The sequence below is a fragment of the Kitasatospora sp. NPDC059599 genome (assembly GCF_042735125.1).
Lineage (GTDB): Bacteria > Actinomycetota > Actinomycetes > Streptomycetales > Streptomycetaceae > Kitasatospora.
In genome coordinates, this window is sequence record NZ_JBHWCL010000068.1 from 1 (window position 1) to 19955 (window position 19955).

Consider the following 19955-nt stretch of genomic DNA (forward strand, 5'->3'; position numbering starts at 1 on the left):
GCCCTGGGCCTACGGCTGGGGGCTCGGGGACCCGCCGGTGGCCCCAGGGGCGGGCGTGCCGCCCGGGGTCGGCGCCGGGCCGGCGCCGCGGGCCGCATCGGCCGCCTTCAGCGCGTCGCCGAGCGCCTTCTGGGCATTGCCGTAGGCCACCCAGTCGCCGTTCTTGAACGCGGTCTGGCTGTCGTTGTAGGCCTTGGCCGCGTCCGTCAGCGCCTTCTGCAGCTCCGGCGAGATCGTCCCGCCCGGGGCCGGCGCGGTGGGCGTCGGGGTGGGCGTCGTCCCCGGGGAGGTCGGGGACGTCGGCGACGTCGGCGAGGTCGGCGACGTCGGGACCGACCCGCTGCCCGGCGAGGAGGGCGCGACCGGCGTGGCCGGCGGGGCCTGCCCGGCGAACAGCTTCTTCAGCGCGGCCTCCAGGGTGTCCTCGAACGCCACGTTGTCGTCCCCGTAGACCGCCAGCACCTTCTGCAGCGTCGGGTACTTGGCGCCGCGACCGCGCACGTACACCGGCTCGACGTTGAGCAGTCCGCCGCCGACCGGCAGGGTCAGCAGGTTGCCGTACTCCAGCTCGGTGTCACCGCCGGTCTTCAGTGCGTAGATCTGCGAGGCCACCTCCTGGCGGGAGTTGAACTTCGACTGCACCAGGCCCGGGCCGGGTGCGCCGGACTCGCCCGTCATCTTCAGGACGCGGATCTTGCCGTAGTCGTCTCCCGGGTCCGCGTTGACGGCCATGAACGCCGCCAGGTTCGGGCGGCCGTTGGGCACGAAGGTGCTGGTCAGCGAGAAGCTCGCGTTGGCGGCGTCCGGCGTCCGCACCGTCACGTAGTACGGCGGCTGGACCTGCTTGGTGTCGCTGGTCGGGTCCACCGGGACCTGCCAGATGTCACTGCCGTTGAAGAAGGAGTTGGAGTCGGTCACGTGGTACTGGCCGAGGAGGTCGCGCTGCACCTTGAACATGTCCTGCGGGTAGCGCAGGTGCGGCAGCAGCGACTGCGGGATGTCCGCCTTGGGCTCGACGGTGCCCGGGAAGGCCTTCATCCAGGTCTTCAGGACCGGGTCCTTCTCGTCCCACTGGTAGAGCTTCACCTCGCCGGTGTAGGCGTCCACCGTGGCCTTGACCGAGTTGCGGATGTAGTTGACCTGGTTGGCGACGGTCAGCAGCTCACCGCGCTGGTTGGTCAGCGAGTCCTTGGTGGCGGTGCCCAGCGTCGTCTTCGAGGAGAACGGGAAGCCGTCCGAGGTCGTGTAGCCGTCCACCACCCACACCACGTGGCCGTCCTGCACCACCGGGTACGGGTCGGCGTCGATCGACAGCCACGGGGCGACCTTCTCCACCCGCTCCTTCGGCGTCCGGTTGTAGATCACCTTGGCGCCGTCGGTGATCGCCCCCGCGTACAGGATCTGCGGCTCGGCGAAGCGCACCGCGTACGCGGCCCGGGTGACCGGGTTGTCCAGCGAGACACCGCTGTCACCGCCGTACGTGTACTCCACGTTCTGGCCGGTCTTGGTGTCGGTGTAGTCGATCTCCTTGTTCGAGCCGCCGACGATCGAGTACGTCGTCGTCTTCTCGCCGTAGTAGATCCGCTGCTGGTAGTCGCCGAGCGCTCCGGTGGCCGGCAGGCCGGACTCGGTGAACACCGGGCCGCCCTTGTCGTCGACCTGGTTGCCCTTGGCGACCCCGGCGCCGTAGCCGTGGGTGTACTTGAAGTGGTCGTTGATCCAGTTGCGCTGGACGCCGTTGAGGTCCAGCTCGCGCAGGCCGATCACGGTGTCCTGCTTGGTCGCGCCGCTGCCGTAGCGGTCCACGTCCAGCGTGCTCGGGAAGGCGTAGTAGTTGCGCTGCTGCTCCAGCGACTGGAACGTCTGCGACACGATGTTCGGGTCCAGCAGCCGCACGTCGGCGATGGTCTGCGCGTCCGGCTTGAGCGCGTCACCGTTGGTCGACCCCTGCGGGCTGTACGGCGTGGTCTGCGCGTCGGCGATCCCGTACGCCTGCCGCGTCGCGTCGATGTTCTTCTGGATGTACGGCGTCTCCTTGGCCTGCTCGTTCGGCTTGACCTGGAACTGCTGCACGATCGCCGGGTACAGGCCGCCGATCAGCACCGCCGACAGCACCATCAGGCCGAGTCCGATCAGGGCCGGCGCCCAGGTGCGGCGGATCGGGGTGAGGAAGAACAGCACCGCGCAGATGATCGCGACGAAGAACAGGATGGTCTTGGCCGGCAGGAACGCGTTGGCGTCCACGTAGCGCAGGCCCGTCCAGCCCGAGACGCCCTTGTACGCACCGGTCTTGACCGCCAGCGCGTACCGGTCCAGCCAGTAGGCGACGGCCTTCAGCAGCACGAACACGCCCAGCAGCACCGCCAGGTGCCCCTGCGCGCCCGCGCTGGCCCGCCGGCCCGGGCCCTGCAGCCGCAGTCCCCCGTAGAGGTAGTGCACCAGCGCCGCGGTCAGCAGCGAGACGATCACCGCACTGAACGCGAAGCCCAGCACGAACTCGTAGAACGGCAGGTCGAACGCGTAGAAGGAGACGTCCATCCCGAACTGGGCGTCCTTCTCCCCGAAGGACGTCGAGTTGGTCCACATCAGCCAGGTCCGCCACTGGCCGGACGCGGCGGCGCCCGCCACCAGGCCGATCACCAGCGAGACGCCGATCAGCGCCCAGCGCTTGAACGGCGCCAGGCCGGCCCGGTAGCGGTCCAGGCTCTGCTGCTCCACCGACATCGCCGACAGCGGCGGCCGCAGCCGGTGCGCCAGCCAGATGTTGAAGCCGACGGTGGCCGCCATCAGCAGGCCGAAGACCGCGAACAGCCCGATCTTGGTCCACAACTGGGTGGTGAACACCGAGGAGTAGTGGACCGACCTGAACCACAGCCAGTCCGTCCAGAAGCCCGCGAACATGACGAACAGCAGGAACAGCACCGCGAGCACGCCCAGGGTCAGCAGGGCCACCCGCGCCCGCCGCGAGGGCGGGCCCACCCTTCGCCGGAAACCCGGCCCTGAGCGTTCCGGCATCTGGAATACCACGGTGGCACCTCAGCTGTGTCGTCTGGATAGGTCGGTCGTCAGAGCAACTAAACCAGGCTTCGGCCGAGTTCCCACCGTTAGCAGACGGTTACGACCACGCCCCGCCCCCGGCCGTCCGGCCCGCCCGTCCGGCGAGCACGCCCCGCCCGGCGTGTGAGGATTGAGGCATGTCCGACGCGCCTGATCTGAACAACTCCCCCGACGACGTCTCCAAGCTCCCGGCCGCCTCCCCGCTGACCCGGGCCGCCCTGGAGATCGACGAGTACGCCTCGACCCTCGGCTGGGACCTCCCGGCCCGGCTGTTCGCCCTGGTGGACAGCGCCGCCCTGCGCAAGGCCGATCCCAGGATCGCCAAGCAGCTCGGCCTGGCCGACAGCGACGAGCCCGGCCTGACCCCGGTCGAGCAGGACGAGCTGCCGGCCGGCATGGAGCTCGACAAGTTCCTCGGCACCATCGCCTGGCCCGACGCGGTGGCCGGCTGCGCCCTGGTCGTCGAGCGCCTGATGCTGCCCCCGGGCGCCGAGCAGTCCCGCCCGCGGGGTGCCAGCGACGCCCAGCTCGCCGAGTGGGTGGCCAACCACCCCAAGCGCGAGGAGGTGCGGATCACCGCCGCGGTGCTGCGCGACGGCCGGAAGGAGATCGCCCTGCGGCTGCGGTCCAAGGACGTCGCCCGCGAGGTGCTGACCGGCCCTGACCTGGTGCCCGGCCTGACCGAGGCGCTGCTCGCGACCTTCTCGTAGGCGGGCCCGCGCGGGCCCCGGCCCGCGGGCTACTTGGCGCAGGACGGCAGCGCGGAGGTCTGCCCGGAGCGGATCTGCTCCAGCGACTTCAGCGCTCCGTCCAGCGTGTCCGTCTTGATCAGGTTCAGCCCGGACGGGATGTTCTTGGTGGCCTCGGCGCAGTTCGAGGACGGGGTGAAGAAGTACTCGGCCCCGGCGTCCCGGGCGGCGATCAGCTTCATCGATATCCCGCCGATCGGGCCGACCTTGCCGTCGTCGTCGATGGTGCCGGTGCCCGCGACGAACTTCCCGCCGGTGAGGTCGCCGCCGGGGGTGAGCTTGTCGATGATGCCGAGCGAGAACATCAGGCCGGCGCTGGGGCCGCCGACGTCCTGCAGGCCGATGTCGATCTGGAACGGGTAGGTGTGCCGGATCCCGGTGCCGATGCCGACCACCGCGAGTTCGGCGCGCTCGGCCGGGGCCTTCGGGTCGAGGTCCTTCGCCCGGACGGTCGGGACCGGCACGTCCGTCCTGGCGCCCGGGTCGGCGGCGCCGTTGCCGGCCGCGTCCTTGACCCTCGGGACGACGGTGAAGACCACCGGCTCGCCGGGCTTGTGCCGGGTGACCGCCGCGACCACCTGGTCGACCGTGGTCACCGGGGCGCCGTCGACGGCGACGATCTGGTCGCCCGCGTGCAGCTTGCCCTCGGCCGGCGCTCCGGCGGTGACCGACTTGACGATCAGCTCGCTGCCGACCGGGACGCCCAGCTGCTTGAGCGCCGCGGTGCGGGCGCTGTCCTCGGAGGAGGCGAACTCCTCGGCGTTCTGCTTCTTGGCGTCCGCGTCCGACTGCCCCTTGGGGTAGACGTTGTCGTGCGGGACCACCAGCACGTCGTCGCGCAGCCAGCCGACCACCGCGTTGACCAGGCTGGGCTCGTACTTGGCGCCGGTGACCTGGACGGTCGTCATGTTGAGGTGCCCGGTCGTCGGGTACGAGTCGCGCCCGGAGATGCTGATCACCGGCTTGCCGCCCTGGTTGCCGAGCGTGTTGTACGTCGGCCCCGGGCTCATCTCCGTGTACGGCACCTTCATCAGCACCGAGACGCAGAGCAGCGCTATGAGCAGCAGGGTGGCAGCGAGCATCGTCGCGGAGCGGCGTGGCATGCCTCGACAGTACGGGACGCGGGTGACGCGTCGCCCGGCGGGCTACCGGCCGGATCCCTCGCCGGGGGCCGCCGCGCCGGCGGTGGTGCGTTCCATCGCGGCCATGAAGCGCTGGTGCTCGGCGAGCGAGGCCGGGTCCCCGGTGGCCCGCGGGGCCCGTTGGGCCCAGCCCGCCCAGAGGGCCGCGACCAGGGCGGCGACAACCGGAATGATCAGCCAGGCGAGCGCACCCATGTCAGTACTCCCAGCTCGTCGTGTCTATGAGCAGATTAACCACTCCGGCGGACAACGCGGCCGGCGCCGTCCGGGTTACGGAACGGCCGATCGGCTCACTTCCAGGGAGTATTCGGGGCAGCGCCGCGAACCCGTTCGAGTGAGACCCCGGCGCGCCTGACCCGACAGACGTGCGGGACGTGCGGGCGGTTGCAGGGTGCGAAGGCCGGTCGTCAGCAGCCGCCGGCGCCGACCCACTCCTCCTCGCCGTCGGCGAAGACCTGGTGCTTCCAGATCGGCACCTCGTGCTTGAGGTCGTCGATCAGCCGGCGGGCGGCCGCGAAGGCCTCGCCGCGGTGGGCGCAGGAGACGGCGACGATCACGGCCTTGTCCGTGATCGACAGCCGGCCGATCCGGTGGACCGCCGCCAGCGCCCGGACCGGGAAGTCCGCGACGACCTTCTCGGCGATCCGGCGCATCTCCGCCTCGGCGGTGGGGTGGCAGCTGTACTCCAGCGCGGCGACCGACTTGCCGCCGTCGTGGTCACGGACCGTCCCGACGAAGACGGTGGTGCCGCCGGCCGCGTCGTCGCCGACCGCCTCGTACACCTCGTCCAGCGAGAGCGGGGTGTCGCGCACGGCAAGCAGGCGGATGGGGTCGTGGTTCTCTGACATGACCCCATGATTCCCCATCCGGCCCGGCCGGAGGCAAGTGCCTTCCGCATCACGATGTGGAAATTTCGCATCGTGAGAAACGGCGCCGGTCGGCCGACCGGTACCGCCTCAGAACCGGCGCCGCTTGCGGGCCCGGCGCACCAGCGCCGCCGTACCGACCAGCGCCACCGTCGCCCCGGCCGCGCCCAGGCTGGTCGCGGCTTCCTTCCCGCCCAGCCGGCGCCCGGCCACCGCGTGCTTGCCGGACACCTGGGTCAGCAGCTCGGCCAGCACCTGCTCGTTGGTGTGCACCGGACGCCAGCCCGCCTCGTGCAGCCGGCTGCCCGACACCACCCACGGGTACATCGTGTACGCCAGGTCCCCGGCCGGCGCCGGGGTCAGGCCCAGCCGGTGCAGCCGCGCCGCCGTCCCGAGCGCCAGCGCGGCCGGCAACTCCATCCGCCGGATCCCCGACAGCCGCTCCACGTCCTCCTGCTCCAGCCAGCCGTCGCAGCCGACCGTCACCTCGCCCTCGACCAGGCCCAGCGCCGCGTACTCCAGCGCCGCCGCCAGGTCGTCCACGTGACAGAACTGCCAGCACGGGCGGGAGCCGGCCACCACCAGCAGCCGGGGCGCCTCGAAGTGCCGGGTCAGCACGGTGTCCACGCCGGGGCCCACCACCACGGCCGGACGCAGGACCGTCACCTGCAGCCCGGGGTGGGCGCGCGGCGCGCGGCGGGCCAGCCGCTCGATCTCCAGCAGGTCCCCGACCAGCGAGGCCTCCTCGGTCGCCCGCAGCTCGGAGTCCTCGGCCAGCGGCACCTCGTTGTCGGCCAGCGCGCCGTAGACCATCGCCGAGGTGCACAGCACCACCCGGTGCACGCCGGCGGCCGCGGCCGCGGTCAGCACCGTCTGGGCGCCGCGCACGTTGTAGGCGCTGCGGGCGCGCGGGTCGGACTCCATGCCGAAGTCCATCGCCAGGTGCACCACCACGTCGACCCCGGCCAGCCGCTCGGCCACCGCCGGGTCCCGCACGTCCAGCACCCGCCACTGCACACCGGGGGCCTCCCCGCGCCGGTCATCGACCGCCAGGACCCGGCGTACGTGGGGGGAGGAGACCAGTCGCGTCGCGACCCGCTCCCCCAGGACACCCGCGGCACCCGTCACCGCCACGGTCAGCGGCCGTCCGCCGTAGGCTGGAGGCGGCGACGCCGTGGTGTCCGACGCGTCCTCTCCTCCGGTCAGCCCAGAGCGAACGTCCGAGGGCGGGGAACTCACCGGCCATCCTCCACGGTTAGCTTATGTGCGTACGGACGTGTGTCACGTACGTCCATCCTGCCCGAGGCGAAGGCCCGGCGGTGCACCCGGCGCGGGCCTGCCGCGCGGGAGCCGTCCCCGAGTTCCCCGCTCCGCCACCGCCCCGGGCGCAGACTTCCCCGCCACACCCGCATGACGGCCGACCGGATCGAGGACCCCGTGAGCGACCTTCCCTTCGGATTCGGCGTTCCGCCCGAGGAGCCCGAGGACGGCAAGGCCAAGCCCGACGACGCGCAGAAGAAGAAGGACCAGGACCCCGCCTCCGGCGACCCGCACCCCTTCGGCTTCGGGGGCGGCAACCCCTTCGGTGCGATGTTCGGCATGCCCGGCGCCCCGGGCGGCCCCGGCGGCGCCGGTGCCGACAACCCCTTCGCCGCGATGTTCGGCGGCATGAACCCCGGCGACCTCGGCGCCGCCTTCCAGCAGCTCGGGCAGATGCTCTCGTTCGAGGGCGGCCCGGTGAACTGGGACCTCGCGCAGAACATCGCCCGCCAGAGCGTCGTCGCCGAGCCCGCCGAGGGCAAGAGCAAGGACCGCTCGGTCAGCGCCGCCGAGCGCTCCGCCGTGGCCGAGGCCGTCCGCCTGGCCGACCTGTGGCTCGACGGCGTCACCGAGTTCCCCTCCGGCGCCGGCACCGCCGTCGCCTGGAGCCGCGCCGAGTGGATCGAGGCCACCCTCCCGGTCTGGAAGGACCTGGTCGACCCGGTCGCCGAGCGCGTCGGCAACGCCATGGGCGGGATCCTGCCCGAGGAGATGCAGGCCATGGCCGGCCCGCTGATGGGCATGATGCGCTCCATGGGCGGCGCCATGTTCGGCACCCAGATCGGCCAGGCGCTCGGCGCCCTCGCCGCCGAGGTGGTCGGCTCCGCCGACGTCGGCCTGCCGCTCGCCCCGGCCGGCAAGGCCGCGCTGCTGCCGCAGAACGTCGCCGAGTTCGGCGAGGGCCTGAGCGTGCCCGCCGACGAGGTCCGCCTCTACCTCGCCCTGCGCGAGGCCGCCCACCAGCGGCTCTTCGCCCACGTGCCGTGGCTGCGCGCCCACCTGCTGGGCGCCGTCGAGGCCTACGCGCGCGGCATCAAGGTCGACACCTCCCGCATGGAGGAGCTCGTCGGCCGGCTCGACCCGAGCAACCCGGAGGCGCTCCAGGAGGCGCTGGCCGGCGGTCTGCTCCAGCCCGAGGACACCCCCGAGCAGAAGGCCGCGCTCGCCCGCCTGGAGACCGCGCTCGCGCTGGTCGAGGGCTGGGTCGACGCCGTCGTGCACGCCGCCGCCGAACCGCACCTGCCGCAGGCCGGCGCGCTGCGCGAGACCGTCCGCCGCCGCCGCGCGGCCGGCGGGCCCGCCGAGCAGACCTTCGCCACCCTGGTCGGCCTGGAGCTCCGCCCGCGCCGCCTGCGCGACGCCTCCCGGCTGTGGGCGCTGCTCGCCGACGCCCGCGGCGTCGAGGGCCGCGACGCACTCTGGGGACACCCGGACATGCTGCCCACGGCCGCCGACCTCGACGACCCGGACGCCTTCGTGCACCGGGGCGGCGGGGACGACCTGGAGGGCGGGATCGACTTCGACGCGCTCGACAAGCTGCTCGGCGAGGCCGCGGCCGGCAAGCCCGACCTCACCAAGGGCGACTCCGGCGAGGACGGCCCCGGCAAGGGCGGCGACGGGCCGAAGGCCGACGGCACCGACGGGAAGGGCGAGCCCACCGCATGACGGACACCGACGCGTCCGCGTCCACCCTGCACGCGGACGCCGTCCGCACGCTGTCCGGGTGGCGCCCGGCCGACGAGGACCAGGAACGGCTGCGGCTCGACTACCTGGAGCACCTGGCCGAGCAGCCCGGGGGCATGTTCCGCTCCTGCCTGCCCGCGCACATCACCGCGAGCGCGGCGGTCGTCGACCCGGTGGCCGGGCGGGTGCTGCTCACCCTGCACCCCAAGGTCGGCATGTGGCTGCAGATGGGCGGGCACTGCGAGCCCGGCGACCGCGACCTCGCCTCGGCCGCGCTGCGCGAGGCCGTCGAGGAGTCCGGCATCCCCGACCTGGTCCTGCTGGAGGCGGACGGCGTCCCGGTCCCGGCCAAGCTGGACCGCCACCAGGTCCGCTGCACCGGCAAGGACCGGCCGGAGAACACCCACCTGGACGTCCAGTACATCGCGGTGGCCCCGGCCGGTGCGCAGGCGCTGATCAGCGAGGAGTCGCTGGACCTGCGCTGGTTCGACTACGAGCGGCTGCCGGAGCTCACCGACCACTCGGTGCGCGACCTGGTGGCCCGGGCGCGGCAGCTGACCGGCTGAGGTGTGACACGAGAAGGGGGCGCGGGCCGTATCGGTCCGCGCCCCCTTCTCGTCGTCCTCCGGTCGGCCCCGCCACCGCTCCGTCCGCCCCTGGCGGGCCGTCCCTTCCGAGCCGTCCGCTCGGGCCGCGGCCGGTTCGGCCGCCGCGGGCCTCAGCCGCAGGACGCGGCCGGGTCCGGGCGCTGGTCGGAGTGCCGGGCCCCTGGGATGTGCGGCAGACGGGCCGCCGAGACCACGCCCTCCAGGTAGCCACGGGCCCGCTCGGTACGGGGGTAGGCCTCCAACAGGGCCCAGAACGCCGGACCGTGGTCCGGCACCAGCAGGTGCGCCAGCTCGTGCAGCAGCACGTAGTCCAGCACGTACTCCGGCATGCCCTGGAGGCGGTGCGAGAGGCGGATCGTGCCCTCGCTCGGGGTGCAGGAGCCCCAGCGCGAGTTCTGGTTGGTGACCCAGCGGACCTGGCTGGGATGGGCGCGACCGCCTAGGAAAGCGGCCGACAGTTCGCGGGCCCGGGTCATCAGGGCCTCGTCCCCGGGGATCCGCCGGGACTCCTGGGCGGCGAGCTTCTCCAGCATCTGCGCGACCCAGCGCTGTTCCTCGGCGTGCGACATCCGGGCCGGGATCAGCACGACGGTGCGGTCGCCCTCGCGGTAGGCGGAGACCGTACGACTGCGGCGGGCGCTGCGGCGGACCTCGACCCGGCTGCGGTCGTGCGCCTCCGGGGAGACCGCCCCGACGGGCGGGTGCTGCGACGGCGCCGGCCTCGACTGCTGCTCGGAGTGCTTCTGGTCCGGGCGCCCGCGCGTGTTCGGCGTCGCGATCTGCGACCCGGACGCTGCACGGGCACGCCGACGCGACGCCGGTGGATGGGAGTCCCGCTCGGCTGCCATGCCACACGACGTTACCCGGTGGCACGGACAGAAGTCCGCTGCCATGGCCGGAATCTTTCATGGAGTGATCGGGAACGAAAAGTCGACGGCGGGTGTCCGGAAACCGACGCCGGAGAGGATGGCCAGTTATCCACAGGGTGCGCGAACCGCTCCTCCGATCATGTGTACGGGCCTGTGGACAACGGTCGGCGGGCCGTCGGTCCGGTGGGGCATGCTGCGGTCGACCGTCCGGAAACGATCGGAAGGGAGATCGCCGTGCGCCTCGCACTGAAGCCCGCCCTGTCCCGCAGCTGGCGGGACTCCGAGACCCTGCAGTTCGGCACCGTCACCCGGCACGCGGGGATGCTCGGCAACGCCGACCCGGCCCTGTGCGAGTTCCTCGGGCTGCTCGACGGCACCCGCGACCGACCCGAGCTGGTGGAGGCCGGCGAGCGGATCGGGCTCGGCCGCGAGCCGGCCGACACCCTGCTGACCGAACTCGCGGAGACCGGGCTGCTGGACGACGCGGAGGCCACCGACCGGGCCCTGGCCCGCTTCCCCCAGCCGCAGCGCGAACTGCTCGGGCCCGACCTGGCCTCGCTCTCCCTGGTCCACTCCGGCCCGGGCGCCGCCCCCGCCGTCCTGGCCCGCCGGGCCGATGCCCGGATCGAGGTGCGCGGCGCGGGCCGGGTCGGTGCCGCCGTGGCCGCGGTGCTCGCCGCCGGCGGAGCGGGCACGGTCACCGTCGCGGACGGCGGCCGGGTGAGGCCGGGCGACTGCTCCCCGGCGGGGCTGCCGCCCGGGGACGTCGGCCGGCTGCGCTCGACGGCAGCGCGGGAAGCCGTGCGGCGCGCCGCGGGCCGCCCGACGACCCCGGCGGCGGCACCGCGCCGCCGGCCCGGCGACCCGCCACCGGACTTCGTGGTCCTCGCGCCCCGGGACGGCAGCGCCGCCTTCGCGGGCGGGACGTACGAGGCCCGGCTGCTGCTCCGGGCCGGGGTGCCGCACCTGTACGTGGGCGTGGTGGAGGAGTTCGGCGTCGTCGGGCCGCTGGTGGTCCCGGGGATGTCGGCGTGCGGGCACTGCCTGGTGCTGCGGCGGGAGGACGAGGACGCGGCCTGGCCGCGGGTCCTGACCCAGCTGGCGCACGGAGGCCCCGGACGCGCCCGCACGCCGGCCTGCGACACGGCCCTGGCGACGGCGGTCGCCGGGCTGGCCGCACTGCACGTCCAGGTGTACCTGGACGGCGGCCGGCCGCCGAGCGTGGACGGGTGGTGCGAGGTGTCGGCGGGCGACGGGACGGCGCGGCGGCTGCGACTGCGGGGACACCCGGACTGCGGGTGCCTGTGGCAGCCGTTGCCGCCGGGGTGAGGCGGCGCCGGGGAACGCCGAAGGCCGGCGCCCCGGGGCGCCGGCCTTCCCGGTGGTCCTCACCGCGGCCCTCACCGGCCCAACGGGGGCCGGACCGGACCTCAGGCGGCGATAGCGGCCTCCCCCGCCTCCGCCTCGGTGCCCGCCGGCGCCTTCCGGTCCCGCATCACCAGGGTGGCCACCAGCGCCGCCGCCAGCACGCCGATCGCGCTGACCGTGAAGGTCGTCGCCATCGCTCCGGTGAAGGCCTCCCGCGCGGTCCGGACGAGTCCGGCGTCCCCGTGGGCGATCGCCAGCGCCCCGGCGATCGAGTGCTTCGCCTGCTCCGGCGTCCCGGCCGGCATCCCGCTCGCGAAGCCGCTCGACAGCAGCGAGCCCAGGATGGCGATGCCGAGCGCGGTGCCCGCCTGCTGGATGGTGTCGTTCAGCGCCGAGCCGACGCCCGCCTGCTCCGGCGGGATCGTCCCCATCAGCGCGCCCACCGCCGCCGGCATGGCCAGGCCCGCCCCGAGGCCGAGCAGCCCGAGCGCGACCGCCGGGACGGCGAATCCGGTGTCGGCCGAGACGGTGGTCAGCAGGGCGAACGAGGCGGACATGACGAGCATCCCCGTGAGGATCAGCGCCCGGTTGCCGGTCTTCGCCGCGAACTTGGCGCCGGCCCCGTTGCCGACCAGCGCCGCGACGGCCAGCGGCAGGAACGCCAGGCCCGCCTTGATCGGCGAGTACCCGAGCACGAACTGCAGGTACTGGGTGAGCACGAGCAGCAGCCCGCCGTTGCCGATCTGCACCAGGGTCAGCGAGAGCGAGCCCCCGCTGAAGTTGCGGGCCTTGAAGAGGAACAGCGGCACCATCGGCGCGACGGTGACGTTCTCCCAGACCACGAACCCGACCAGCGCGACCACCGCGACGGCGAGGGTGACCAGCGCGCGGCCGGTGAACGCGCCGTGCTGCGGGATCTCGATGATCCACCAGATCAGGGCGGTCATGCCGACGGCCGACAGCACCGCACCGAGCGGGTCGGGCTTCTGCCACGGCCCCTTGGACTCCGGCATCAGCAGCAGGCCCGCCAGGATCGCCAGCACCACCACGGGGACGTTGATGAAGAAGATCGAGTGCCACGAGAAGTGGTCGATCAGCACGCCGCCCAGCACCGGGCTGCCGACCAGCCCCAGCATCGCCACCGAACCCCAGGCGGCCATCGCCTTGTTGCGCTCCTCCTCGTCGAAGACCGTGATGAGGATCGACAGCGTCGAGGGCATGATCAGCGCCCCGCCGACGCCCATCGCGATCCGGGCCGCGATGACCTCGCCGGGATCGGCGCAGAAGACCGCCGCGAGCGACGCCGCCCCGAAGAGCAGCAACCCGATGATCATGACCTTCCGGCGGCCGAAGCGGTCACCGAGGCTGCCCGAGGTCAGCAGCAGGCCGGCGAAGACCAGGACGTAGGAGTCGAGGATCCACTGGGTGTCCTGGGCGCTCGCGCCGAGGTCGGCGGTCATCGAGGGCACCGCGACGGTCAGGGCCATGCTGTCGACCACCAGCACGAGCGAGCTCAGGCAGAGCACGACCAGGATCCACCAGCGGTGCGGGTTGCGGCCCCCGGTGCCGCCGGCCCCCGTGTCGCTGTTCCCGGTGTCGCTCCCCGCGGTCACGTCGTCGGCTGACATCGGCCACTCCTCCCCATTGGCGCACACCGTTCCCCCGGTGCGCACTGCGTTCCTTCGATGCGAACACTGTACGCACAGCGGAACGGTGTGCGCAACAACCGACTCCTGTACGCTCAATGCGAACGGTGTACGCAGCGCGTAGGAAGAGGAGCCGCCATGGCCGCCCGAACGAACCCGATCCCGTCCGTGTGGGCCCGACGGCAGAGCGAGCCCGACCAGCCGGCTCTCAGCCGGACCGCGATCGTCCGCGAGGCGATCGTCGTCCTGGACACCGAGGGCATAGAAGCCCTGAGCATGCGCAAGCTCGCCGCCCGCCTGAACGCGGGCGCCACCTCCCTCTACCGGCACGTGGCCACCAAGGACGAGCTGATGGAGCTCGCCGTGGACGAGGTCTTCGGCGAGATGGCCCTGCCGCCCGCCGACAGCCCCGACTGGCGCGCCGCGGCCACCGAGGCCGCCGAGGCCTTCCGCGCGACGGCCCTGCGCCACCCCTGGCTCTCCTCCGTGCTGGGCCAGGCCGGCCTCGCCTACCTCGGCCCCAATCTGGCGTCCTACGGCGAGCGGCTGACCGCGTTCTTCACCGCCGTCGGATTCCCCGAGCCCGTCCGGGCGATCGACACGCTCATCTCCTACGTCGTCGGGATGAGCACCACCGAGGCGGCCTGGCTCACCACCGTCGCCCGCTCCGGGGAGAGCGAGGCCGACTTCATCGCCCGCCTGATGCCCGCCGCCCGGCAGGCCAGCGCCGACTACGCCCACCTCGCCGACGCCTACGCGGCCGCCGCCGCGAGCCCCGACCCGGTCGAGGTCCGCAACAGCAAGTTCGGCTACGGCCTGGAGGTCGTCCTGGACGGCCTCGCCCTGCGCCTGCCCCGCTGACCCCGGCCGACCGGACCAAGACGCCCAAGTCCCCGCAAAGGGGACGTCGTTCCCCGCCCCGCCCTGCGGAATTCCGCCGGGCCCGGGGCGGGGAGCGGGCACAATGGCGTAGTGATGGTCGGCCGTCCGGTGTCGGGGGGCCAGGGATTGGAGGCCCGGGTGAGCGATCTTCCGCGCAAGGCAGTGACCCGCACGGCACGGCTCGCCGCCCTGCCGCTGGGAATAGCCGGTCGCGCCACGCTCGGCCTGGGCAGGCGGATCGGCGGCCGCTCCGCCGAGGTGGTCACCGCCGAGCTCCAACAGGCCACCGCGGACCAGCTGTTCAAGGTCCTCGGCGAACTCAAGGGCGGGGCGATGAAGTTCGGGCAGGTGCTGTCCGTCTTCGAGGCCGCGCTGCCCGAGGAGGTCGCCGGTCCGTACCGGGCGGCGCTCACCAAGCTGCAGGACGCCGCTCCCCCGATGCCCGCCGCCACGGTGCACACCGCCCTCGCCCAGCGGCTCGGGGAGGACTGGCGCGAGCTGTTCCTGGAGTTCGACGACCGCCCCGCGGCCGCGGCCTCGATCGGGCAGGTGCACCGGGCGGTCTGGCACGACGGCCGCCGGGTCGCGGTCAAGGTGCAGTACCCGGGCGCGGGCGACGCGCTGCTCGCGGACCTGTCGCAGCTGAGCCGGGTGGCCTGGCTGCTGGGCCCGCTGATCCCCGGGCTGGACATCAAGCCGCTGATCGCCGAGCTGCGCGAGCGGGTCTCGGAGGAGCTCGACTACGAGCTGGAGTCGCAGGCCCAGCGCCGGCACGCCGAGGAGTTCGCGGGCGACCCGGACATCGCGGTGCCGGGCGTGGTGGCGCAGGCCGACCAGGTGCTGGTCACCGAGTGGATGGACGGCACCCCGCTGGCCGAGGTGATCGCGCGCGGCACCCAGGAGGAGCGCGACCGCGCCGGGCAGCTGCTGGCCCGGTTCCTGTTCGCCGGCCCGTCCCGGACCGGCCTGCTGCACGCGGACCCGCACCCGGGCAACTTCCGGCTGCTGAAGGACGACGGCCCGGTGTCCGGCTGGCGGCTGGGCGTCCTGGACTTCGGCACCGTGGACCGGCTTCCGGGCGGCCTGCCCGCGCCGATCGGGGCTTCGCTGCGGATGGCACTGGCCGGGGACGCGGCGGGCGTGCTGCAGATGCTGCGCGAGGAGGGCTTCGTGAAGCCCTCGATCCAGCTGGATCCGGACGCGGTGCTGGACTACCTGCTGCCGATCATCGAGCCGGCCGCGGTGGAGAGCTTCCACTTCACCCGGGCCTGGATGCGCTCCCAGGCGGCCCGGATCGCCGACCCGCGCTCGCCCGCCTACAACCTGGGCAAGCAGCTCAACCTGCCGCCCGCGTACCTGCTGATCCACCGGGTGACGCTGAGCACCATCGGCGTGCTGTGCCAGCTGGGCGCCAAGGCGCCGTTCCGCGCGGAGATGCTGGACTGGCTCCCCGAGTTCGCCGACCGGACGCGGCCGTCGCACCGGCCCGGGCACCCCGCGGAGCCCGGGCGGTCGGAGCAGCCGAAGGCCCGCAATGGCACCGGCTCCGCCCGCCTCACGAAGGGCTGACGGCGCCGGGCACCGGCGGAGGCCACCGCCACCGGGCCCCGACGGCCGCAGGCCGCTCCCCCTGGACGGGGAGCGGCCTGCGGCACGACGGGGGTCGGACGGAAGGGGCCCGACGGGCCCACGGGTCCTACATCAGCGCCACGGCGAGCGCCTTGCGCGCCCGCAGCGAGGCCCGCTCGGCCCGCTGCCGGAGCCTGCGGGCCCGGATGACCCGGCTGACGAGCCGTTGGTTCTCGGCCTCGTGGAGCCTGTCTTGCATATGGGCACGGGCCAGGGATTCGTGGAGGAGTTGCATTTCGAGGATCCTGTTCTGGGTCTGGAGTTCTGCGGCCTGCTCGGCGCGGGCGGTGGGATCGACGACGGCGGGGGTCATGTGGTGGTCCTGCTCGTGGTGCGTGCTCGGGAATGGGGTTCGGGCTGCGGCATCGGCCTTGGCGGCGGCGATCCGCACGGAACGGCGGAGGGCGCTGTCCAGCGGGGGCTGCTCTCCCCGGCGGACGACCCTGGCCTGGTCGGCGGGGTTCACGCCATGACCTCGGTCTTGCGCGGACGGCCACGGGGACGCTTGCGGGCCACGACGACGCCCTGGACGAACAGCTCGCCGCCCCAGACGCCCCACGGCTCGCGCCGCTCCAGGGCGCCGGCCAGGCAGGACTCCTTCACCGGGCAGGTGCCGCAGAGGGACTTCGCGTACTCGACGTCGGCCGGCGTCTCGGCGAAGAAGACCTCGGGGTCGAACGCGCGGCAGGGGATGGGGAGACCGAGCGCTTCGGCCTGCTCGATCGAGCTGATCTGCATGGAAAGAACCTCCGGGGGGTCGGCCTGGTCGGCCTTGGTGATCTGGCTTGTCGGCGGTACGGACGGGGTGGGCGGCGTGATGACCGTGGACACTGTGGCGTCTTCCTCGTCTTCTCAGTGGTTCCGGCCCAGGTGACTGGTGGTGCTGGGCCGGAGGCCCCGGAGGGCCTGGGTGGTCTTGCGTACCGGACAAAACAGAAGGGCCGCGGATCCCGGTGTGACGGGTTCCGCGGCCCTGGAGGTGCCGACCTGAGGCTGACTCAGGTTCGTTCTCTCCAGGGTTCAGGCCCGCGGAAGGCCCACATCCGGACGGCCTTGGCGCCGTTGAAGGCGGCCTTGGCCTGGTTAATCTGCTGCTCGTTCTGCTTCTGGGGGTTTCCGGCACCGATGACCTGCTCATAGCCGCCATGCATGGCGGCGGCTACGGCTGCCTTCGGTGCCTGGGTCGGTCGCTCGTCGCGCAGGGAGCGCGGCGTGCCGAACGACGCCCAGCCACGGGACAGACCGGTCTCGACCGAGGTGCCTTCGACGCTCCTGCTGCCCGTGAGGCACAGATCAGTGTGTCCAAGACCACTGACAACGGGGGCGAAGGAGACACCGGTGGTGTCGAGACCCAGACCGGTTCCACCGAGCTCGGCGAGCGCCCGCAGACGGGCGGCACGCAGGGAGGCAGCGACAACGGTCTGGCCAGTCATTTTGGTGATCATGATGTTTCCCACTGTCTTCGCCTCCTCTCGGCGTCTCGCGGAGCCAGGTCGCCCCGGCTCCGAATGTTCGGATGTCTGTCTCGGTAAAGCTGTGTGGGTGTGGGGGATTCGGCACAGGTGTGACCCCGTGCGATCGCGTCCCCTTGACCGCCCCGGCAGGCTATTGCGCTCCCGGTACGCCGCGCAAACTATTTTTCGCGGTGAGTTCCACGGCGCGCTCCGCAGCCGGTTCGGAAGTCCCCGAGCAGTCCCCTGGACCGCGCCCGCGCCGGCTCACGCCGGATCGACCGGACCGTCGTCCTCGACGCCGTCCGGATCCTCCTCGGGCTCCTCCCCCGCACACAACGAGAGCACGGCGGCCCCGTACTTGTCCAGCTTCATCGCACCGACCCCCGAGATCGAGGCCAGGTCCTGGCGGTTGGCGGGCACGTCCTCGGCGATCGCCATCAGCGTCGCGTCGGTGAACACCACGTAGGCCGGGGCGCCCTGCTTCTTGGCCTGCCGGGCCCGCCACTCGCGCAGCCGCTCGTAGAGCGCCTCGTCCATCGTGGAGGGGCAGCTCTCGCAGCGGCGCAGCTTGCGCTCGACGGCCTCGGTGAGCACCCGGTCGCAGACCCGGCACGTGACCGGTCCGCGGACCCGCCGGGCGGCGGAGCGCTCGCCGTGCTCGACGCCCCCGCGGCCGCCGCGCGCGCCGGTCCGCGCGCCGGGTGCGGAGGAGCCGGGGCGCAGCCCGTCGAGGAAACGGCTGGGCTTGCGGCTCGCGCGCCCGCCCGGGGAGCGGGAGAGCGCCCAGGAGAGCGTGAGGTGCTTGCGGGCGCGGGTGACCCCGACGTAGAGGAGGCGGCGTTCCTCCTCGACCTGCTCGTCGGTCTTCGCGTAGATGATCGGCAGGGTGCCCTCGGTGAGGCCGACGAGGAAGACGGCGTCCCATTCGAGGCCCTTGGCCGCGTGCAGGGAGGCGAGGGTGACGCCCTCGACGGCGGGGGCGTGCTGGGCGGCGGCGCGGGCGTCGAGTTCGGCGACGTAGGCGGCGAGGTCGGTGCCCAGCCCTTCGGCGGCGCGGGTGCGCTCGAACTCCTCGGCGAGGCGGACGAGGGCGGCGAGGGACTCCCAGCGGTCGCGGACCGCGCCCGAGCCGGCCGGCGGCTCGGCGGTGAAGCCGCGGGTGGCGAGGACCGCGCGGACCTGGCCGGCGAGGTCGGGGGCGTCCGCGGTGAGGGGGTCGGAGGCGGCCCGGGCGGCGCCGCGCAGCAGGACGCCGGCGTCGCGGACCTCGGGGCGCTCGAAGAAGCGCTCGGCGCCCTTGAGCTGGTAGGGGACGCCGAGGTCGGCGAGGGCCTGCTCGTAGACCTCGGACTGGCCGTTGGTGCGGAAGAGGACGGCGATCTCGCTGGCGCGCACGCCGGTGGCGATGAGGTCCTTGATCCGGCGGGCGGTGGTCTCGGCCTCGGTGGGTTCGTCCTCGTACTCGGTGTAGACGGGCTCGGGGCCGGCCTCGCGCTGGGAGACGAGTTCGAGGCGGTGGCGGGCGGCCTCGCCGCGGGCCTGGGAGAGCAGTCCGTTCGCGAGGTGGACGACCTGCGGGGTGGAGCGGTAGTCGCGGACGAGCTTGACGACGGTGGCCTCGGGGTGGCGGCCGCGGAAGTTCAGCAGGTAGTCGGGGGTGGCGCCGGTGAAGGAGTAGATGGTCTGGCTGGCGTCGCCGACGACGCAGAGGCTGGCGCCGCCGCCGGGCCCGGTCCACTGGTCGAGCAGGCGCTGCTGGAGCGGGGAGACGTCCTGGTACTCGTCGACGGTGAAGTGCCGGTACTGGGAGCGGACCTGGTCGGCGATGTCCGGCCGGTCCTCCAGGATCGCGGCGGTGAGCAGCAGCACGTCCTCGAAGTCGATGGTGCCGCGGCGGCTCTTGGTCTCCTCGTACACGCGGTAGACCTGGGCGGTCTCGGCCGGGTCGCGGGGGGCCTCGCGGCCGGACTTGGCGACGGCCGCGGGGTAGTCCTCGGGGGCGGTCTGGGTGACCTTGGCCCACTCGATCTCGGCGGTGAGGTCGCGCAGTTCGGTGCGCTGGACGCGCAGGCCGCAGCGGCCGGCGGCCTCGGCGACGAGCTGGACCTTGCGCTCCAGGAGCTGGGGCACGGGGCCGCCGACGGCGCGGGGCCAGAAGTAGTGGAGCTGGCGCAGGGCGGCGGCGTGGAAGGTGCGGGCCTGGACGCCCTCGGCACCGAGCTGGCGCAGCCGGCCGCGCATCTCGCCGGCGGCGCGGGCGGTGAAGGTGACGGCGAGCACCTGCTGGGGGTGGTAGACGCCGCTGCGCACGCCGTAGGCGATGCGGTGGGTGATGGCGCGGGTCTTGCCGGTGCCGGCGCCGGCGAGGACGCAGACGGGGCCGTGCAGGGCGGTGGCGACGGCGCGCTGTTCGGGGTCGAGCCCGGCGAGCACGGCGTCCGGGCCCGTGGCGGCGCCGGGGTCGGCCCAGGGGGAGCCGTGGGAGGCGTCGTGGGGGCTGCCGCTCAAGAGGTCTTCCTGCATGCGTTCCATCCTCTCAGCCCGGTGGGACAACGGGGGCGGGGTTGTCCACAGGCCCGGTGTGATCGCAGGATGATCGCTCCGCAGTGTGGTCGGTGGCGGGCCGGAATGCCCGCCGTCCGGTGGACGTTCCTCCCGGAGACCGAACGCACCCCTCTTCCT

At 73.2% G+C, this 19955-nt stretch carries 17 protein-coding genes; 6 read left to right on the forward strand and 11 right to left on the reverse strand.

Annotated elements, in window-relative coordinates; genetic code table 11:
• Window positions 1-9: 9 nt before the first annotated feature.
• Window positions 10-3015 (reverse strand): UPF0182 family protein, encoded by a 3006-nt coding sequence (locus tag ACFV04_RS23245; RefSeq protein ID WP_380531770.1) that lies wholly within the window; start codon window positions 3013-3015, stop codon window positions 10-12.
• A gap of 179 nt (window positions 3016-3194) precedes the next feature.
• Here ACFV04_RS23245 and ACFV04_RS23250 point away from each other — a divergent pair, with 179 nt between their 5' ends.
• Window positions 3195-3767 (forward strand): PPA1309 family protein, encoded by a 573-nt coding sequence (locus ACFV04_RS23250; protein ID WP_380349970.1) that lies wholly within the window; start codon window positions 3195-3197, stop codon window positions 3765-3767.
• Window positions 3768-3796: 29 nt separating this feature from the next.
• On the opposite strand, the gene ACFV04_RS23255 is transcribed toward ACFV04_RS23250, so the two are convergent.
• The 4 genes from ACFV04_RS23255 to ACFV04_RS23270 form a co-directional block, all read right to left on the reverse strand.
• Window positions 3797-4909: a PDZ domain-containing protein gene (locus ACFV04_RS23255; RefSeq protein WP_380531772.1), complete on the reverse strand. Its 1113-nt coding sequence runs from the start codon at window positions 4907-4909 to the stop codon at window positions 3797-3799.
• A 42-nt stretch (window positions 4910-4951) separates the two neighbouring features.
• A complete protein-coding gene (locus ACFV04_RS23260) occupies window positions 4952-5143 on the reverse strand; it encodes a hypothetical protein (protein WP_360259512.1) in 192 nt (63 codons plus the stop codon).
• A gap of 212 nt (window positions 5144-5355) precedes the next feature.
• Window positions 5356-5796, reverse strand: a complete 441-nt coding sequence (locus ACFV04_RS23265) for a molybdenum cofactor biosynthesis protein MoaE (protein ID WP_360259515.1) — start codon at window positions 5794-5796, stop codon at window positions 5356-5358.
• A 108-nt stretch (window positions 5797-5904) separates the two neighbouring features.
• Window positions 5905-7053 carry an NAD-dependent epimerase/dehydratase family protein gene (locus ACFV04_RS23270; protein ID WP_380349977.1) on the reverse strand — a complete coding sequence of 383 codons (1149 nt, stop codon included), beginning with the start codon at window positions 7051-7053 and terminating at the stop codon, window positions 5905-5907.
• A 198-nt stretch (window positions 7054-7251) separates the two neighbouring features.
• On the opposite strand from ACFV04_RS23270, the gene ACFV04_RS23275 reads away from it, so the two are divergent.
• Entirely contained in the window at window positions 7252-8799 is a 1548-nt protein-coding gene (locus ACFV04_RS23275) for a zinc-dependent metalloprotease (protein WP_380349980.1), read from the forward strand.
• Entirely contained in the window at window positions 8796-9383 is a 588-nt protein-coding gene (locus ACFV04_RS23280) for an NUDIX hydrolase (RefSeq protein WP_380531778.1), read from the forward strand. The genes ACFV04_RS23275 and ACFV04_RS23280 overlap by 4 nt, the downstream gene beginning before the upstream one ends.
• Window positions 9384-9535: 152 nt before the next feature.
• On the opposite strand, the gene ACFV04_RS23285 is transcribed toward ACFV04_RS23280, so the two are convergent.
• Window positions 9536-10273, reverse strand: coding sequence for a M48 family metallopeptidase (locus ACFV04_RS23285; RefSeq protein ID WP_380343617.1), 738 nt, complete (start codon window positions 10271-10273; stop codon window positions 9536-9538).
• A gap of 255 nt (window positions 10274-10528) precedes the next feature.
• On the opposite strand from ACFV04_RS23285, the gene ACFV04_RS23290 reads away from it, so the two are divergent.
• Entirely contained in the window at window positions 10529-11623 is a 1095-nt protein-coding gene (locus ACFV04_RS23290) for a TOMM precursor leader peptide-binding protein (protein WP_380531782.1), read from the forward strand.
• Window positions 11624-11724: 101 nt separating this feature from the next.
• Here ACFV04_RS23290 and ACFV04_RS23295 read toward each other — a convergent pair whose 3' ends face one another.
• Window positions 11725-13290 carry an MFS transporter gene (locus ACFV04_RS23295; RefSeq protein ID WP_380531785.1) on the reverse strand — a complete coding sequence of 522 codons (1566 nt, stop codon included), beginning with the start codon at window positions 13288-13290 and terminating at the stop codon, window positions 11725-11727.
• A 156-nt stretch (window positions 13291-13446) separates the two neighbouring features.
• On the opposite strand from ACFV04_RS23295, the gene ACFV04_RS23300 reads away from it, so the two are divergent.
• Window positions 13447-14169 (forward strand): TetR/AcrR family transcriptional regulator, encoded by a 723-nt coding sequence (locus ACFV04_RS23300; RefSeq protein ID WP_380531788.1) that lies wholly within the window; start codon window positions 13447-13449, stop codon window positions 14167-14169.
• A gap of 159 nt (window positions 14170-14328) precedes the next feature.
• Window positions 14329-15759 carry an ABC1 kinase family protein gene (locus tag ACFV04_RS23305; protein ID WP_380531790.1) on the forward strand — a complete coding sequence of 477 codons (1431 nt, stop codon included), beginning with the start codon at window positions 14329-14331 and terminating at the stop codon, window positions 15757-15759.
• A gap of 127 nt (window positions 15760-15886) precedes the next feature.
• On the opposite strand, the gene ACFV04_RS23310 is transcribed toward ACFV04_RS23305, so the two are convergent.
• From ACFV04_RS23310 to ACFV04_RS23325, 4 genes are all read right to left on the reverse strand, one after another.
• Window positions 15887-16285, reverse strand: a complete 399-nt coding sequence (locus ACFV04_RS23310) for a hypothetical protein (protein ID WP_360259533.1) — start codon at window positions 16283-16285, stop codon at window positions 15887-15889.
• Window positions 16282-16650, reverse strand: coding sequence for a WhiB family transcriptional regulator (locus tag ACFV04_RS23315; RefSeq protein ID WP_380343629.1), 369 nt, complete (start codon window positions 16648-16650; stop codon window positions 16282-16284). The genes ACFV04_RS23310 and ACFV04_RS23315 overlap by 4 nt, the downstream gene beginning before the upstream one ends.
• A gap of 167 nt (window positions 16651-16817) precedes the next feature.
• A complete protein-coding gene (locus tag ACFV04_RS23320) occupies window positions 16818-17276 on the reverse strand; it encodes a hypothetical protein (RefSeq protein ID WP_380343632.1) in 459 nt (152 codons plus the stop codon).
• A gap of 261 nt (window positions 17277-17537) precedes the next feature.
• A complete protein-coding gene (locus ACFV04_RS23325) occupies window positions 17538-19805 on the reverse strand; it encodes an ATP-dependent DNA helicase UvrD2 (RefSeq protein WP_380343634.1) in 2268 nt (755 codons plus the stop codon).
• Window positions 19806-19955 lie beyond the last annotated feature (150 nt).

Bases quoted from the DNA above. Each gene is read 5' to 3' on its own strand.
- ACFV04_RS23245 (WP_380531770.1), bottom strand. From the start codon at position 3,015: ATGCCGGAACGCTCAGGGCCGGGTTTCCGGCGAAGGGTGGGCCCGCCC.
- ACFV04_RS23280 (WP_380531778.1), top strand. From the start codon at position 8,796: ATGACGGACACCGACGCGTCCGCGTCCACCCTGCACGCGGACGCCGTC.
- ACFV04_RS23265 (WP_360259515.1), bottom strand. From the start codon at position 5,796: ATGTCAGAGAACCACGACCCCATCCGCCTGCTTGCCGTGCGCGACACC.
- ACFV04_RS23300 (WP_380531788.1), top strand. From the start codon at position 13,447: ATGGCCGCCCGAACGAACCCGATCCCGTCCGTGTGGGCCCGACGGCAG.
- ACFV04_RS23250 (WP_380349970.1), top strand. From the start codon at position 3,195: ATGTCCGACGCGCCTGATCTGAACAACTCCCCCGACGACGTCTCCAAG.
- ACFV04_RS23255 (WP_380531772.1), bottom strand. From the start codon at position 4,909: ATGCCACGCCGCTCCGCGACGATGCTCGCTGCCACCCTGCTGCTCATA.
- ACFV04_RS23295 (WP_380531785.1), bottom strand. From the start codon at position 13,290: ATGTCAGCCGACGACGTGACCGCGGGGAGCGACACCGGGAACAGCGAC.
- ACFV04_RS23285 (WP_380343617.1), bottom strand. From the start codon at position 10,273: ATGGCAGCCGAGCGGGACTCCCATCCACCGGCGTCGCGTCGGCGTGCC.
- ACFV04_RS23260 (WP_360259512.1), bottom strand. From the start codon at position 5,143: ATGGGTGCGCTCGCCTGGCTGATCATTCCGGTTGTCGCCGCCCTGGTC.
- ACFV04_RS23325 (WP_380343634.1), bottom strand. From the start codon at position 19,805: ATGGAACGCATGCAGGAAGACCTCTTGAGCGGCAGCCCCCACGACGCC.